General features: G+C 51.8%; 9 protein-coding genes, 1 tRNA gene and 1 pseudogene. 6 read left to right on the forward strand and 5 right to left on the reverse strand.

The features are described from left to right. Positions 1 to 20: 20 nt before the first annotated feature. Positions 21 to 437 (reverse strand): organic hydroperoxide resistance protein, encoded by a 417-nt coding sequence (locus WG943_RS08350; protein WP_340408128.1) that lies wholly within the window; start codon positions 435 to 437, stop codon positions 21 to 23. 179 nt (positions 438 to 616) lie between these two features. On the opposite strand from WG943_RS08350, the gene WG943_RS08355 reads away from it, so the two are divergent. The 3 genes and pseudogenes from WG943_RS08355 to WG943_RS08365 form a co-directional block, all read left to right on the forward strand. After that, positions 617 to 690 (forward strand) — tRNA-Arg (locus tag WG943_RS08355). Between the two features lie 213 nt (positions 691 to 903). Further along, complete coding sequence (locus WG943_RS08360; protein WP_340408130.1) at positions 904 to 1623, forward strand: hypothetical protein; 720 nt, start codon at positions 904 to 906, stop codon at positions 1621 to 1623. Positions 1624 to 1901: 278 nt separating this feature from the next. Beyond that, positions 1902 to 2315 (forward strand): annotated as a pseudogene (locus WG943_RS08365) (helix-turn-helix domain-containing protein); the annotation flags it as partial. Between the two features lie 283 nt (positions 2316 to 2598). Here the strand turns inward: WG943_RS08365 and WG943_RS08370 are convergent. Both WG943_RS08370 and WG943_RS08375 read right to left on the reverse strand, forming a co-directional pair. After that, positions 2599 to 5169 carry a T9SS type A sorting domain-containing protein gene (locus tag WG943_RS08370; protein WP_340408131.1) on the reverse strand — a complete coding sequence of 857 codons (2571 nt, stop codon included), beginning with the start codon at positions 5167 to 5169 and terminating at the stop codon, positions 2599 to 2601. Between the two features lie 600 nt (positions 5170 to 5769). Then, on the reverse strand, positions 5770 to 6318 hold the full coding sequence (locus WG943_RS08375; RefSeq protein ID WP_340408133.1) for a DUF6252 family protein: 549 nt from the start codon (positions 6316 to 6318) through the stop codon (positions 5770 to 5772). Positions 6319 to 8196: 1878 nt separating this feature from the next. Here WG943_RS08375 and WG943_RS08380 point away from each other — a divergent pair. The 3 genes from WG943_RS08380 to WG943_RS08390 all read left to right on the forward strand — a co-directional run bounded on the left by WG943_RS08380 (position 8197) and on the right by WG943_RS08390 (position 9553). Then, positions 8197 to 8394: a hypothetical protein gene (locus WG943_RS08380; protein WP_340408134.1), complete on the forward strand. Its 198-nt coding sequence runs from the start codon at positions 8197 to 8199 to the stop codon at positions 8392 to 8394. Between the two features lie 458 nt (positions 8395 to 8852). After that, positions 8853 to 9107 carry a transposase gene (locus tag WG943_RS08385; protein WP_340408135.1) on the forward strand — a complete coding sequence of 85 codons (255 nt, stop codon included), beginning with the start codon at positions 8853 to 8855 and terminating at the stop codon, positions 9105 to 9107. Continuing rightward, positions 9050 to 9553 (forward strand): hypothetical protein, encoded by a 504-nt coding sequence (locus WG943_RS08390; protein ID WP_340408137.1) that lies wholly within the window; start codon positions 9050 to 9052, stop codon positions 9551 to 9553. The genes WG943_RS08385 and WG943_RS08390 overlap by 58 nt, the downstream gene beginning before the upstream one ends. A 137-nt stretch (positions 9554 to 9690) precedes the next feature. Here WG943_RS08390 and WG943_RS08395 read toward each other — a convergent pair whose 3' ends face one another. Together WG943_RS08395 and WG943_RS08400 are read right to left on the reverse strand one after the other, a co-directional pair. Then, a complete protein-coding gene (locus WG943_RS08395) occupies positions 9691 to 10188 on the reverse strand; it encodes a hypothetical protein (RefSeq protein WP_340408139.1) in 498 nt (165 codons plus the stop codon). A gap of 6 nt (positions 10189 to 10194) precedes the next feature. Then, positions 10195 to 17070, reverse strand: a complete 6876-nt coding sequence (locus WG943_RS08400) for a LamG-like jellyroll fold domain-containing protein (RefSeq protein ID WP_340408140.1) — start codon at positions 17068 to 17070, stop codon at positions 10195 to 10197. Positions 17071 to 17106: the final 36 nt, after the last annotated feature.

The raw sequence follows: 17106 nt of genomic DNA on the forward strand, positions 1-17106 counted from the left end.
TATAGTAACTACTTAAGTGCTTAAACTATTTCTAGCTGCACCTCCACATTACCCTGTACACCTATAGAGTAAGGGCAAACCTGATGTGCCTCATCAACTAACTGCCTTGCCTTTTCTTTGTCAACGCCTTTAAGATCAACTGCCAGTTTAACACCTAAGCCATAGCCTCCATTCTCATTTTTTAGTAAGTCTACGTGCGCTGTAACTGTAGATTCTGGATTAAGACGCTCATGGTGTTTACCAGCAACTAACAATAAGGCGCTCTGAAAACATGCTGCATAGCCTGCTGCAAATAACTGTTCTGGATTTGTCTTACCACTTTCGCCACCCAAACCCTCTGGCAAAGAAAGTGGCATATCCAGAACTCCGTCCGAAGATACAATATGCCCACGCCGGCCTCCTGTAGCAGTAACTTCTGCTGTGTACACTCTTTCCATAGAATATGATTAATTAAATTTCAAAATCAATTGGTTATGTAAACTCCAGAAACTATGGTATTGTTTAGCTCTTTCTGGTTTAAATGTTGCCAAGTACATTTTGCACGTTAAAATAACCTTAGATTTTTACAGTATATGTTTCCTTTTGTGCCCATACTTGCTATTTTTGCATTCGTTCTGCACCCGTAGTTCAATTGGATAGAATATCGGATTTCGGCTCCGAGGGTTAGGGGTTCGAATCCTCTCGGGTGCACAAGTACAATTTAATGCGCTAACTACTACAGAAGTGGTTAGCGCTTTTTTATTGCTATACTAACAGTATTAACCTATTTCACACTAGCTCAGCCACTTCAACCCACCAATCGCTATATAAGTATAATTATATTAACCGCGACTAGGCAACTTTAAAGTTACTAAACCATGCTTTGTCTAACTTTACCCGATAAATTTAAAATATCCTTTGCTAATGATAATTCCATCAAATTCTCTTTTAAGGCATCCGCCTTTGAAACTTAAACCCGAGCAGGTGGTAATATTTAATGCCATCAGGTACAGCATCGATTTTTGCGATGTCTCCTACAAAAGGCTATTAAAAAGTTTAACCGAGCTTGCAGATAAAGGTACAATCGAGAATCAGGATTTCTCAAGCGTGCTGCTTGACGTGTGGTCCATAATTAACTATTGTGTAATCTTTAGAAAAGTCCTTTGCCGCAGCTTCAACATTTCAGTTGATGAACCATATTTAAGTGAAATTAACAAAGCCAAAAACCTGAGGGATACTAATCAACACCTGGATGAACGGGTGGAAGAAATCCTATCATTAAAAGATTTACCAGTTTCCGGCTCGCTAAGCTGGCTAAGGATACACCCGAAAACACAAAAGCTTGTTCGGTCAGCAATCTATTCCGGCACTTTCACCAACAAAATAGAGGCAAGTATCCCTGTCTCCAACAGGATAGAAAAGGAACTGCACGATGAAATCCATAGGGTTGAATTTACATGTGTGGTGCGTGAAGGAAAGAAAGGAAACCACAGTTATCGAGAAGAAAGCATTCTAATTAACACCATTATGTCTGAGCTGATATGGTGGGTGGCACATCTCGAGGTACAAATTGAAGTTCAATTCAGGGGACATGAAATAACTAAAAGGCATTTATCAGACTTTATTATCCAAGTAGGAAACTAAACTGTACAGACAAGAAAATAACTTCGTATTAATTCAGCCAGTCAGCAGTATGCTAGAGATACAGCATACTGCTCATTCGGAAGAATTTAAGATCGTACGAAATTGTGCACCGAGACATCTGAAGCTCCCTGTTAATGCAAACAGGCTATTTCCTGATGGTTATGTCTTTAAATGTAAAGGGTACATAGTCTTTTGCATCCTTGGCAAGAAACTCATTAAAGAATTGAGGGAATTCTTCCACAATGGGAGAATTGTTTGGTTGAGATAGTCAAGACAAAATTATCGAAAACAAATTAGGATTACTAAGCTTGGTCAAGGTGCTGGGCAATATATAGCAAGTCTGCAAGTTGAAGGGATACAGCAGGGATTCCTTCTACCGCACATAGTAACTTTATGAGCAGGGCGGCACATCAGCCATGCAAGAGATTAGCCGATCAGAGCCCAACATCAAGAACAGGGTTGAACAAGCTGTCGAAGAAGCGGTGGTGGCATTGGCCACCGATCAGCCTGCCTTCGGGCAACTCAATGTTTCTAATGAGCTCAAAAAGCGCGGCATCTTTATTTCACTTGGCGGGGTTCGCTCCATTTGGCTGCGCCACGCCTTGGAGACCTTTCCCAAGCGTTAGAAAGTACTGGAGACTAAGGTAGCAGGAGAAGGGTTGATCCTAAACGAGGCACAGGTAGTAGTCTTGTAGATAAGCGCACCCACACGGACAAATACTGCTTTGACAAAACACCTTCATAAACGATTTAAGACGATCCCACTGGCTCAAAAGAAGACGCTTGACGCACTCAAGCAAGATCCTGTATTTTTTTTCTGCACCCACCTTAACACCCGCAGACGAAGGGGCGGTGCAGAAAAAAAATGAGCCCGACGACGCGGGCTCATAGTATAACACTTTATGGCGGTCGCCTGTCAGCTAAGCCACAACTGCAAGACTATATCTTGACTTTTATATATTACTGCTTTATTTTCTATCGGTCAATGCTTATATGCTTACTTATTGTCTCTCTCCCATCAGTTACATGCAGGTAATAAATCCCTTTGGGTAGTTGCCTCACATCCAATGACATTTTGCGTCCTTTGAACTCCTTTTGCCGGACAATGCGTTGTTGGCTATTATAGAGTTTTAATTCGTAGCTTGTTGTAGCCAATATCTCAGCCTCAGATGTATTATCAACACCTATCTCGATTTCCAGCATCTCTGCCGTAGGGTTAGGGTAAATCGCCACATTTGCTTCACAAATGCGACAAGTCCCGCCACAGCTAATAACATGCACTTCCGTGGTATACCAAGAGGAGCTAGTACCACACTCATTAATTGCCCTAGCACGCAAGGTATGTGATCCGAGCCCTAAGGTCCTGCCACTTAGCTGGAACGTATTGCCAGGCTGCACCCTACTAACAATAGATCCGTCAACAGCCCACTCATATGAGGTTGCCCCAGCGACTGAAGTGATGGTGAATGTGTGACTTGTCAAGTCATAACAAAGATCTTGGTTAGGTCCAGTAATACTTGTTACATTAGAAGGTCGGCTTACAGCGTTGACTGCTTTAGTGACAGTAACACTGCCACAAGCAGCATTACTAATAACAACGGAGACACTGCTTGTACTATAGCTTCCAGATGCAGCACTTACCCCCACTTGATTAGTTCCACTTCCAGAGACGATGGAAAGTCCAGACCCAGTTGACCAGGCGTAGCTAGTTCCAGCCCCGAAGCTCGGCACAGAAAGGTATATAATGCTCCCACAAGTAGCCGAAGGGCCTGCGATCAATACATCAGAGCAGAGAAAAGTGCAATTGGGAGCCTGCTCCGGACTTCCCATTACCTCCTGGGCTACCCAGTTACCGTTCTTTTCGTTAATAGAGATGTGCAATTCGTTAACTCTGGAGTCCTTAAAAGCTGTGGTAAAACTGTTAAAAGGGGCTCCCTTTGGAGGCGCAGGGGGCGCCGATCCAATGTACTTTGTCTGGAAATCATTTTGTGTGAGCCCTACGCTCCCACCTCCTATATCCAAGGCACTGGTGGTCGGAACGAAGTTAAAGCTCCTAACTTGCGAGAAGGTGACCTTGTACTTGGCGAAGGCAGACTTAGCCTGAAGGCTCGGTGCGGGGATGCTATAAAAGCCACCGGGATATGCATCGTATGGCAGTTGTCCAGAAGGAGCACTATGGCTTCTATCAGTAATGTTAACGGTGACAGGTACTAGCCAAAGCACTCTCTTAGTGTAAGAAACATTACCATAATAAACTCTGTTACCTCCGCCATTGGCTGTTGCGTTTACTTTTACATCCAAATGAATGTCATTGCGGCCGGGCACTATACCTAACAGCAAAGGAGCTTGATTAAACAAGATGGCTGAAGAGGAGTATACCCATGGGAAGGCGATGCCAGCCAGATCAGTCAGAAAACGGGTGTTACCCTTGCCGTTTAGGTCTAGCAATTGCCCTCCAGGAATAGCTTCCTGGCCTGTTGCGCACTGTGCCCCGTTGCTAACAGCCACTTTTCTGAGCGGTACACCACCATTGCCTTGTGGATACCCCTTTGCCCTTAGCTCATTTTGCCACTGGGCATGTAGTGTATTGTCTATCTGGTTGCTGCCGGTCACATAGTTGATCAGCATCTGGCGAGCGGCAGGGGCCTCCGTTAGCGTAAGTGCTCTATGAGGCGTTATTCCACCAAAAAGTTGAATAAAGCCCGCATTTGTTTTGGTATACAGCTGCTGTACATGGCGGGCAAGGTGTAGATAGCCTAGCGGCACATTGGCCCCCTGATGTGGGCTGTCATAGCTGACGAACAGTCGCGTCTGGTGTACCTCACCATTATCCTCCATATCTTTGAGGGTCCAGCGTGTGATCAGGCCACCCATGCTTTGCCCAATGATGACATTGCTGGCTGAGGAGCCATTGGCCGCCTTTCGATTGTTCACCTCTCTAATAACATCTTTGAGAAGCATTGCATTCCTTTTGATGTTGTCCGTGCCATTCTTCCAGTCCACATACACAATGTCATACTGCGGATTGTCAATCAATATATTTTTTAGTACCGTCTGACCATCATTACGCACATCAGCAAGAAAACCTTCTAGGGTGCTTAAACCAAACCTCAACTCCGGTTTTAAAATATGCCCGGGATCAAATCCCTCGGCCACAATCAGAGGATTTCTTAGTTTTCTGTCTTGACTCGCGTACGCTATAATTATAGATCCCTGTGCAAATTGTCCGTCGAAGGCCTGTGAGGCAGTCATTGGTATGGTTTCTGTATTTTGGGTGTATTGGGCAGCATCTGTGACATAGATCTCCGAGTGGCTTAGAAGAATAGTACCGTTGCTCAAATTGAGCCTGTAGATAAGTTCCTTACGGCCGTCTGTGGAGTAGGAAACAGTTAGCGGCTGCCCAGGTGCAAGAACTCTGAAACCCATGCCGTCACCGGCGTCTATATGAATGCTACTGACGGCATTGGCGTCATTGCTCTTCCACAACGAGGCGGGCATTAATACAATAAGACTTCTGCTGTCGTAAACATCGGAGGCAGGACTCATTGCAAATACACGGTCGATTTGATAAGGATTCTGCCACGCCCCTGACACATACCTGTCGCGCACTTGGTCGCTGGAGATGGTGATGCGACCCGCGGTGACAGCATCGTCCCGAAAGCGGGCATACTGAAAGTACAGGCCAGAAAGGGTAATTTGACCCGCATTTCGATGGCTAAACCAATCATTACCGCCCACCCCGCCGAGGTCGGGGACGGGTGTACTGCTGTTGATTCGTGCTGTCATGAGCGTGCGGCAGATGTCCCAGTAAGCCGCCTCGTCTACATAATTGCTGTCTGTCAGCGCCGTCCCATTGTAGGCGTTGAGTGCTGTGTACTCAAAGGCGTAGTCTAGGAGCAGGCCTTTAGGTACGCGTTCGGTTTCAAGTGTGCCGAAGACATAGCTCATCCTGTCGAAAAAACCGGTGTTTACTTCAGCCCCCTCGGGTAGCACATTCACTCCGCCATAAATGGGAGGGTAGTAAGTTTGCTGCGCATACGCATCAGACAGGGCACAAAGGAGGGTTAGGCATACCGCTAATGCGGTACGCCGTATGGCGTAAAAGTTTACTTTCATGAAAGGGAGTTTAAAGGGTTATGTTTAGAATCATTTATGGTATTTCATGTCGAAACGCCCCTCACGTACCTCCACCTTTGCTCCCTCTTTGTTCACGGCGTCAAACCAGAAAGTGCCTGAGACAATTTGCTTTTCCTCATCAAGCCGGGTAATCGTAAGTTCCCCCGTAGCCCCGTAGCTGGTTCTGTATTCTTTATAAACACTTCCATCAATATAAGAGCCAGATGCTTCCCCCCTGTTACCTTTCGTTAGGCTGATTACAGCACCTTCTTTAATTTCTAAGCTATCCGTATTGATGTCGACCCCAAAAATCACATCGCCTTTGCTCTTATCGGTTGCCGATACATGGAAATGAAAGCCCCCTCTCACAAATTGGTAGTAACAATCTTGGATAGGCCCTCCAAACCCACTAAAGACAGAGCCCTTTGGGGTAAAGGCAGCGCCGTTCACCAGGCAGCCAAAGGTGTTCCGGCCCTCCTGTGTGGCAGCGGGCAGCAGATCTACAGGATTTACCTTTTCCTTCTTACAGGAGGTGGCAGCCAGGAGCAACAGGATGATAAAGCATAGGAAATGTTTCATAGCTGAGGCTTAGTAGTATTTAAATATAAATAGATTTATCTATAAATACTAATTAATAAAATAAAACCAAGAAGGAATAAGTATAACTATGCATAATTACGTTAGACTATTAAAAGTTTATCACTTGATTTAGTGCTCTGGTGGTAACCCAGCACCCTAGACGAGGAGCTTCAGGGCTCCCTCTCCCGCGGGGCCTTGTGTATCAGTTCACGTTCACGTACGCAGACGGTGGTTCGGATCTGATGGAGCTCGTGCATGCATAGGAGCATAGACTCCCTGTACCACCAGAAAAGGCTTGGTTACAAATACCTCTAGGACTTTTCTGGTTGTACAGGGCTTTCTAACAGCACGCGCACTGCTAGCAAACAAACTGCACCTGGTTTTTGATAGTTCACTCCTCCACATGTCTCAGTGACTACAAGGAAAAAAATTCAAGCAGTTCAGCTGTAAACGGTAAGTCATTTGTTGATAACGTAAGATTAGGGCGCACCAAATGCTTTTTAAAATAAATCTAATGTTCTACTGTAATCCCAGTCAAATGATAGCGAAAACCAGAAGGCTGGCTATATCTTATCCTGTGGTCGTGCTACGTCTGCAACAACTCCCCTATTGCATCACAGCGCACCGCCGGACAGGAACAGGCCGTCACCTAGCCTATAACCTTCACCTGTTAATAGTATTCCCAAATTTTAAAGAATGGTTAAACCAAGTTGTACTTTAAAAGTCACATTTACAAAAACCAGATGGGTTAGCCATTATATCCAAAGCTTTACGCATAAAAATTAATTTTGAAAACAAGTGCAAGCGCATGCCACGCTTCAGCTTTCTCCATTGTAAGTTACCTTTATTAAAGGTATTAAAGATTTCTAACCAAGATAACTAATGCAATGATTTTGAATTCCATTCTTATTATTTATTATGCCAATGTGCTCAGCTACGGCACATGAATGTACCATAGCCATTATTAAGTATTCTTAATTGATCGTCCTCCTTCCCTCTTCATAAATTTAAGCTGATAAATAGGATAGTTAGAGATTATCTAAGGCAAGTAAATGAGGATGTGGGTATAGCCCTTGCTGGTCCTGCTCGTTCTATACCCAGCAATACTTAGATGCGGCAAAGACTTATTCCCTGCTTTAGCAAATGCTTGGCAAATGAATGGTGCAGCTTATTAGGCGTAACAGAGCTTTTACCCCCGTTGCAGGACCAGAAGCTTTAAATCTTCCATAAAATGGTTCGAAATTCGTACACTTAAGAGCACAAGTACAATTTAAGGCGCTAGCTACCCTTGAAGTGGTTAGCGCTTTTTTATTACTATACTACCTTAAAACCCAATATCCAGATATAACATCCAGATATTACTCAATATTTAAATATAAAAATAATAATATTTTCAACAACCCATTACTCTAGTCCCCGACAGTAGTTTTTAGCCCAACTAGCACACCTATCTGATCCTTGCGAGTCTTCCGACTTACAGCCGGATGCTGAATAAAAAGGAATCCAAGGTGAGAGCCTCCAGGCATGCGACTACACCAAGAACCAGGCACAGCTCATTGAACGAAAACGCTCCGTGAGGAACACTCACTCCTAGCCTCAGATACGAAGTACGTTTGTCTAATTGGCCCTCCTCTTTAAATCACTTCCATAAATATAGAAGCCGATCTTGGTCTGCAGGGGCTGCAGGTAGGGCGTCTCCCCCCGCTGGTACAGCAGGTTGTACTGCACTAGACCATAGCCCCTGATGCGCCTGTAGAAGGTATAGGTCTTGCCCACTCCCACTGACAGCCCCCTGACCCACTCCGGCTCTATGGTCTGCTCCAGTGTGGCCGGATCCTGCTCTTGAAGTGGTAGGGGACAGAATAACCCTTCTCCTTCATGCGGCTGGCCTGTCAGCTGCTATCAAAGTATAACTCCAACTATGAACCTATAACAAAAAGCCCCCGGTTAATTCCGGGGGTTGGGGGTAAGATTCCAGGCGCGAAGCCGCTGCGAGCGGAAGCCACAGCCAGCCAGGAAGAGCACGAGGAACGAGGGCGACTGGCTGTGCGGCGGCTGACCCGCAGGCGAGCATAACGTGGGCTGTGGGTTTTGTTTTTTCGCCTTCCTGCCGGAGGCGTATTATAAATTCAAAAACAAAAAAGGAACAGCCGTGAGGAGTACCGCAGCGAGCCGACCGAAAGGCAAAGCCATGGTGGAACGCAGCGAAGCGAGTAGACCATGGTGTGCCGAAGGGAGCGCGAGAGAGGACACGGACGAACACCGTTCTACCTGTCAGTGGCTTTTGCCTTAGTGGCGACATTGACCAATAAATCGACTATGGCGAAGTGAAGCGCCTCAAAGCCAACCAAAATTTAGTGGTTCCTGTACTAATAACGAGTATTTTAAATTTCACCAACGGATGCTTTAGTTCACTAGTCTTGTATTAAAGGCAGTATTTCTTTGCCTAGAACCTGTTTAGGGTTTAAGAACTTCCAAAGAATTAGGTGTGTAAGAATGTTTGCGAGAACATTTGAACACCAAGTCCTAATTCAATGGAAGTCTTAAGTGAAGATAGCATAAATAAATGGGTCGTGCCACAGCTGAGCGTTGGCAAGCGTGGTCCCAAGCTCCATGTGGCAGCCAGCAAAGTGGTTGGTGCCATTCTGTATAAGCTCAAAACAGGGTGCCAATGGCGCCTGTTGCCCGTAAAGGAGCTGCTTGGCGAGGAAGGATTTGGCTGGCAGGGGGTGTGTATTACCATTTTCAAAAATGGGCTGCAGACGGCAGCCTCAGGCGGGTATGGGTAGAGCTGCTGCGCTGCAAACGCAAGCTGCTCAATTTGTGCTCTGTGCAGCTGGACGGCAGCCAGACGATCTGCAAACGGGGTGGCGAATGGGTGGGCTTCCAGACCCGCAAGGCAGCCAACACCTGCAACAGCCTGTTTCTCTCGGATGACACGGGCATGCTTTTAGCCTGTTCGGGGCCGGTGGCGGGCAACCATCATGACCTGTTTGAGATCGAGAAGGTATTCAAACAACTGACCGAATTGCTCAGAGAAGCGGGGCTGGAGGTGGATGGCTTGTTTTTGAATGCTGACGCTGGCTTTGACTCGGAAGCATTCAGAAAGCTCTGCTCCTCGCTCAGAATAGAAGCCAACATAGCCTTCAATCCCAGAAATGGGACTGCTTCAGAAGACTACGTGTACTTTGACCAGGAGCTTTACAAAAGGAGAAACGGCGTGGAGCAGGCCTGAGCCTGGCTTGACAGCTTCAAGGCCCTGTTGGTGCGTTTTGAAACAAAAGCCAGCAACTGGATGGCGCTCCATTTCCTGGCTTTTACGGTATTGTTTATCAGAAAAATAAAGAAATTAGAAAAACCCTAAACAGGTTCCTATTGAATACAATCTAATGGATGAAGTTTAATAAGCTCAATATCAACAAAATCATAATCAAATTTAACAAAGTGTCCATTTACTTTGGTAACGTATTCTGGTTGTTTGCTTACTAATTCTTTAGTCTTGTTATACACAACTTTCAATTCTATTTTAACAGGAACAATTTTCAAAGTGTAATACTTCTCAGAAAATCCCTGTCCAATATTCTCAACTTTGAGTATGTGTGAGGCTGACTCTATAATCCTAATATGTTCTTCTGAATGAGGGGTAAATTGGTACCCTTTACTTAAATTATTTGTATTAAAACCACTTAAACAAACTTCATTATCTATGTTCTTAGCTATAACAAAATGCCAAATACTAGAATCATGATACACGATATAGCCTTTTTCCGAAATAATATTTTCGGAAAAAGGCTTTTCATTACAGCTACCGTTGATTAACAAAGTAGCAAATAAGCTAATTAGATATATACGTTTGATTATTTTAAACATTTTATATTATTGTTGCTGTAGTTTAATTTGTTTTAAAGTTGGAGCTAAAAGGTTTCCTCTAGAATCTTTATCAACTTTAGTCTTATTAAAATACCTAAGTTGCCGTGGGAAAAGAAAATCATATGTCGGATTCGGAAGTAATTGTTCAGCTCTTTGTTTAAAAGCTTTATAGTGTGTATCACCAATGTTAAAAGAACCGTATTTACCCATTATATCATTTTCAAAACCCTCCATTTCACCCCCACTTTCAAAATATCTGTCGCTTAATCCTAGAAGGTGAAGGCTTTCATGAAATATCGTATGATTACTGGTACGGCTTTTCCCATATATGTCTCCTGTATTACCTGAGAAGCTTGTAATACTTTCTAACAACCCATTACTTTTCGTTTTAATTAATTCTGATGCATTTACACTAGATCTACCTTCTTCTTTATGGAATGTTAAGATATTATCCCCTCCTCCTAAATCTTTTGCATCAATCTTTTTGGCATACTTGTAACTTATATCAAATGAGATTCCTACTCCATTTGAATATGATGTTTTAAAAACACCTTTAGCAGCTGAAGTTAAAGATTTCGCTCGCTGTTCACTTGCTCCCTCTCCTGTAATATAAATAGTTGATCTTAATCTAATACCCGTTATATCTCCCTTTTTATTTCTATTGATAATAAACTCAACATCTTTACCATCAGGATCAATAATATTGACAGGATTACCTAAAGTATAGTTATAAGAACTGTAGTTAAAATAATTTTCAGAATGCGGGTCCACCACGTGCCACCTGCCCAGCTGTGCGTCATACATCCTGGCCCCGTAGTCCGTCCACTTCAGGCCCAGCTCTTGTTGCTTTTCTTTCCCGTTGTACTGGAAGGGGTGGTCCGGCGCGCCCTGCTTCTCGATCCCCACCAGGTTCAGTCCCCACGGATCGTAGTGGTTCTCCTGCACCAGCAGCGGCTCCGTGACCGTAACCTGCATGTCGTCGAACCAAGCCTCCTCTTGGCTCTCATTGGCCAGGTACACCTCGGCAAAGCCCTCCTCTTTGGCCGCATATGTCAGCTCAAGTTTCTCCCACCCTCCTTGCGCATCTTTGCTCAAGGCACGGTAGCCACTGGCCACGTAGTTCGAGTCCGAGTCGTATACAATATAGCGAAGATAGGCGACAGGTGCGCCCTTTGCGCGCTGAATAATTTCAGGTGCCAGCGCCAAACCAGCCCCCAGGTAAGGAACGGGCTTCGCTTTCTTGGGCCCGCCTTCCACAGCGCTTGTGCTCACCGTGGCCGCCGAGGCCAGCCACGACAAGAGGCTCACCACCTTATTGTCTTTGCGCTCGGTCTCGTAGTAGCCGAAGGCCTGCACCCTAAGCGAGTCGCCCTTGTGCAACTCCACCCGCTTGCTTGGCCCCAGCGCCCTGCCTCTTCCGGCGCCCACCAGGGCCGCGTGGCTGCCCGAGCGGGAGCGGGCACGGTCCAGGTGCCTGGTCTCGGCCACGTGGTCGAACGCCTGCTCCTCCTGATAGGCCACCTGCTGCTCCATCGTCAGTTCATTGGTGGTGGAGGTTGATTCTGCGAAGGAGACCCTGAGGTTGCCCAGGTGGTCCTTCAGGTGGTACTCATAGCGCCACTTCTCGTCTGCCGTCGGCTGGTAAAGCGCCCGCCCCTCCGCGGTGTGGGCAAAGAGCGTGTCGGCCTGGTGTACGAACAGCCCCGCGTAGTCGGTGGCCGTTACCTGCGCGCCCTCGTGCACCTCCTTTCGGAGTTTGGTGCCGTCGGCAGCGTAGACGTACTTAATAAAGCCTTTTGTGCCAAGACTTACCTGCTCAGGCAGGTTCAAATGGTTGTAGTACACACCCGTGATGCCTTTATGCACATCGCTGGTCAGGTTGCCGTTGTCATCATAGTTGTACTCTGTGGACGTCTCGCTTGTGTGGCCGTTGTCGCGGAAGTCTCCCGCCGGGCCCGTTGCCGTGGCCAGGTCCCGCACGTTCACCAGGCGGTTGCCCTCATATCGGTAAGCCAGGTTGTCCACCTCCCCGTAGGCACGCGGTACAGAGGCGTCATAGGCATGTCCCTTCTCCAGCCCGCGGCGGCGCAGGCTCAGTATGTTGCCGTTGGCATCGTAGCTCAGGCCATCAAGCGAGTAGTTGCCGCGCTCGGACCTCCAGCCCGAGCCTGCGCGGGCGGCGTAGTCGGACGAGAGCAGGCGGCTGAGCGCATCGTAGCGGTAGCCGTAGGCCCGCTCTGGCCCGCCCGAGGCAGTCTTCCACTTCACCCCGGCAATGTTGCCGTTGTACTGCGATTCATTGAAGCCCCGGTCATAGCTCAGCTCCATACCAAACAAATCCTGTGGATCGGATAACTGCGCGTCGTTGATCCCGGTGAGCCAGCCGCGGACGTTGTAGCGGTAGTCCACCGACTGCAGGAACGTCGCGCCGTCGCGGGAATGCAGCCGCTTTTCCACCAACTGCCCCAACTCGTTGTAACGGCTGTCGGAAAGCGTTACTGCTGCGATCCCCGCCACCGTGGCCGGGTTGTCGCCCATGCGCTGAAACGTCTGCAGCGGCCTGCCCTGGTGGTCGTAGGTATGCTCGGTGTGCACCGCCACCGCATCGGCGGAGTTCTCCCGGTGGGTGGTGAGCGTCTCGAGCGCCAGGCCCGTCATCTTCTCGTACCGCGTTGTCACCCGCTCGCTTGCCGCCTGCACGGCCCCGCCAAGGTAACCGTCCGAGACGGTCTGGATCACGCGGTAACGGTCATCGTAGTAGTTGACGGCTGTCAACCAGTCATTGGTTGTGCCGAGTACCCTGGTGCGGGTGCTGGTCACCTGCCCACGCACCCTATCGTTCCTGTCTGCTTCTACCATGCCCAGCTGCGGCACGAACGCGTAGGCTGCCGGGGCATGCGCGTAGTCGTCGTAGAAGGTCACCGCCAGCACGTCACCGGCCGCGACTGCCGGGAAAGCATCCGCCAGGGTGTAGCCGGTCGCCGAGCCGTTCCTTGTCTCAAAGTGCACCCCCGTGTGCGCATCCGCCACCCCTTGGAGCACATCCCTTCCCCTTGGGTCGGCGAGCACGCCGGTCAGCACCGGGCGGCCCAGCGCGTCGTACTTGGTGAAGGCCCAGCGGCCGGCGGCCTCCTGTACCGCATCCCGCGTCAGGACCGCCTCGTCCCGTCTGTTGTAGACCAGCTCCACGGGACCGGCTCCCGGCACCTGCTTCTCCACTAGCCTTCTCCTGCCGTCATAGACGTAGCGGAAGGCAAGCGCCTGCACCTCAGGGGTCACCGACCAGCCGTTAGCCTGCAGCAGGGTCACGGCCTGCGGCTGCAGCACCCAGCGCAGCTGCCCCAGGTCATCGTAGGCGTAATAGGTGTCAAACCAATCCTGCGCCACCGGTGTAGGGTTCTCCTCCCCACAGTAATGCCGTCCCTGCCCGCCGTTGTAGTGGGAGACGATTTCCTCCTGGGTCAGCGCCCGGCCGAAGAAGGCCAGCTCGTCCATGTCGCCTCTGTAATGAAACCCCGGGTAGCGGTTCAGCCAGCCGATGTTCAGGTCCGCGGTCGAGGAAAACCCCGCCGCAGAGTAAGCCTGCGCCACCTGCTGCACTAGCACCCCGTCCACGTAGAGGGAGTTTGTGCCGGCTGCCCCGTCCCGTACAGCCACCACGTGGTGCCAGCTGCCGTCATTGGCAGCCGGGTTGGCCGGCACGTTGCCCATGTAGTAGCCCCAGGCGCTCCTGTCCTGTAGCTGGAAGCGTATCTTCCCAGAAGTGTCCATGCCGATCCACCAGTGCAGGTTGGTGCCCGTGGACAGGCCGTCCCGGCCTACGGCCACTTCGTTGGAAGCAAGCTGCCCCCCACGGCGCAGCCAGAGCGCGATGGAAAAGCTCCCGTCCGCTGCCCAGTCCACCGCGGCGCCCGGCGCCGAGAGCCCGCCCGTGCCGTCAAAGGCCACCGCCCCGCCGAGTACCCCGGCCGTGGCCTGAGTCCCGGAGCCCGCGGCCACCAGCCCTGCGCGGGCATCAGTGTAGTTGGGTCCAACAGCCTCCTCCAGCCCCCAGTGAAGGGCAAGCTCCGGCGGACAGCCGCCCGAGACCCCCACGGTGAAGGCCTGCTCAGAAACCATGCCATCTCCGGAGGCACGTACCGTCACGGCAAAGTCGCCGGCCTCCGTGGGCTGCCAGCTGATCAGGCCGGTGGAGGCGTTGATGGTCATCCCTGAGGGGGCCTGCACCAGCTCAAAGGAAACCGAACTAAGCTGCACGGTCTCCACGTCGTAGGTATAAGGTTCCCCCACCGTGGCACCGGTCACAGGAACAGAGGTGATCAGTGATCCGGCCTCGCAGTAGTGGCGTCCCTGCCCGCCATTGTAATGGGAGGCGATTTCCTCCTCTGAGAGCACCCGGGAATAGACGCCCAGTTCATCCAGGTCCCCGCCGTAGCGGAAGCCCCCGCTGCGGTTCAGCCAGCCGATGTTAACGGGCACCGACGCCGTAAAGCCTGCCGTGGAGTAGGCCTGGTTTACCCGCTCCACCCGGACCCCGTCCACGTAAAGCGTATTGGTGCCGGCCGCAGCATCGCGCACAGCCACCACGTGGTGCCAGCCCCCATCGGTCACAACGGGGTTTGTTCCGGTACCTCCCATGAAGTAGCCCCAGGCAGAGTTGTCCCTAAGCTGGAAGCGCACCTTGCCGGAGGTGTCCAGTCCCAGCCACCAGTGCAGGCTGCCGCCGGAGTCCACGTTGTCGCGGCCCACGATCACCTCGTTGCCGGCGGGTACCGCGCCCCGACGCAGCCAGAACTCCAGCGTGAAGCTGTCGCCCTGCCCCCAGTCGAAGGCAGAGCCGTCAGCCGAGAGGCCGCCCGTTCCCGCGAAGGACTGCGCGCCGCCCACGGCACCGGTAGCCACCGCCGTCGCGCCGGTGCCTGAGGCCATCAGCCCCGTGCGGGTGTCGGCGTAGTTGGGGCCAGTAGTCTCCCCCAGTTCCCAGTGAAGGGCAAGCTCCGGCGGGCATACCGGGGCGGTGCTGGTGGCAACCCCCTGCGGAGAGACCAGCGGCCCGGTCTCCAGCGAGGGGTCACAGTACGGGCGGCCCTGCCCGCTGTTGTAGCGCCCGGCGATCTCCTGCCCCGTTAGGGCTCGGTTATAGAGCGCCAGCTCATCCAAATCCCCCCTGTAGCGGAAGCCTGCGTCCAGATTGATCCAGCCGATGTTGAGCAGGGCCGACGAGGCGAAGCTGGCATCATAGGCAATCGTTAGCTCGGACTCCAGCACCCCGTCCACGTAGAGCAGGTTCCTGAGCGAAGCCCCGTCCCGGACGGCCACGACGTGGTGCCAGTTACCGTCATTCAAGGGCGTCGTGCCGGTGATGGAGCCGCCCGCCCGGTTGGCGTCCATGAGCTGCAGGCGCGCTGCGCCCTTGACAGGGCCCTCGGCGTCCAGCCCCAGCCACCAGTGCACGTCCCTGCCCAGCACATTGCCGGGGTCCTCCCGGCCGAGGATCACCTCGTTGGACCCTACCCCGTAGGGCCCCATGGGCTGGGTGTGGCGCACCCACAGCTCCAGCGTGAAGCTCGCATCGCGGGCCCAGTCAAACGCGGAACCCTGTGCTGAGAGGCCGCCCGTACCAGAGAATGCCTGCGCCATCCCGACCTTGCCCGCTACCGCCGTCGCACCCGTGCCCGTGGCCATCAGCCCCGTGCGGGTGTCGGCGTAGTCAGGCCCCACTGTTTCCTCCAGCTCCCAGTGCAGCACGCCCCCTGTCGGACACCCAGGCATGTCGGAACCTGGCCCCGGGTCCTGCGGAGAAGTGATTCGCCTGTTCTCCAGGCGCTTCAGCACCACCCGGCCCTGCTTGTCCTTGAACTCCTGCGTGCGTACCCCGTGCTCGTCCCTCGCCTCGGACAAAAACAGTTCTCCTGCCGGGTAGGGACGGGGCGTGGAGAGCGTGCCGTCAGCGGCCACGTCCCAGAGGCGCACCGCGTCCTCCTGGGTATTGGCCCGCTCCAGCAAGGTTATCTTGCGCTCGGTAGTTGTGCCCAGCGAGCCCGCCCAGCTCTCCCCCGGCGCCGCCTGCCCCAGCACCCGGTTCAGGGGCGAGGCCTCAAACTCGGTGACGGCGTAAGGGTAATCCGTGCCGGGTCGGTCTGGTGCCGGCGTGGTGTGGAACAGGTACTGCTCCCGCACCCCGTTTGGGCGGAATTGCCCGGTGCCGGCATCGGTATAAGATAGGTAACCCTTTGGCTGGCGGCCCAGCGCATCATAGGCCATCGGCGTAATGATGTCGAGGCCGGCCGGCGAGGCGGCTTTCGCCACCCGCTGCAACGGCCGGCCGAGCCCGTCGAGGTATTCGGTCTCGGTGGAGACCTCTTCCTTCGGGCGAGCCTCTATCCCCGTGGCGTCAGTGACGGGGACACGCAAAGTATGGGTGCGCACGTAGTTTACCGGTTCTGTTGAGGTGACCTGCGGGGGCGTGAACAGCCCCGTGGGCGCAGAGGCAACGGCCCCGTTGGGCAGGTTCTGCGGCCTGTCCGATGCCCTGGTCCACACCGTCGCCTCACACTCCCCTGCCGGGGAGGTGGCCGAGAGCGTCACCTCCACCAGCAGGCGGGGCCCAGCCTTGCCACCGACCTCGTCCTCGGCGTAGTAGGAGGCCGGGGTGCCTGGTGCCAGCTGGCCCGTCGTGAGCGTGGCGCCCGTATGCACGGGCACCGTGCCCGCCGCCGTGTCGTACCAGCGGACCGTGCCCTGCCCCTCGGCCGTGAGCGTGGCCGCGCCGCCAGAGCAGGCATAGGCCGTCAGCTTCGGCAGCACCTGGGCCGAGATCGCTGCCGGGACAGTAATCGTTAGGAAAAGAAAAAGCGCGCGAAAGGGTATAGCTGTTCTCATGCTAGAATACTTTTATAGTCGAAATGTTCGATTGAA

The organism is Pontibacter sp. H249, assembly GCF_037892465.1.
Classification (GTDB): Bacteria; Bacteroidota; Bacteroidia; order Cytophagales; family Hymenobacteraceae; genus Pontibacter.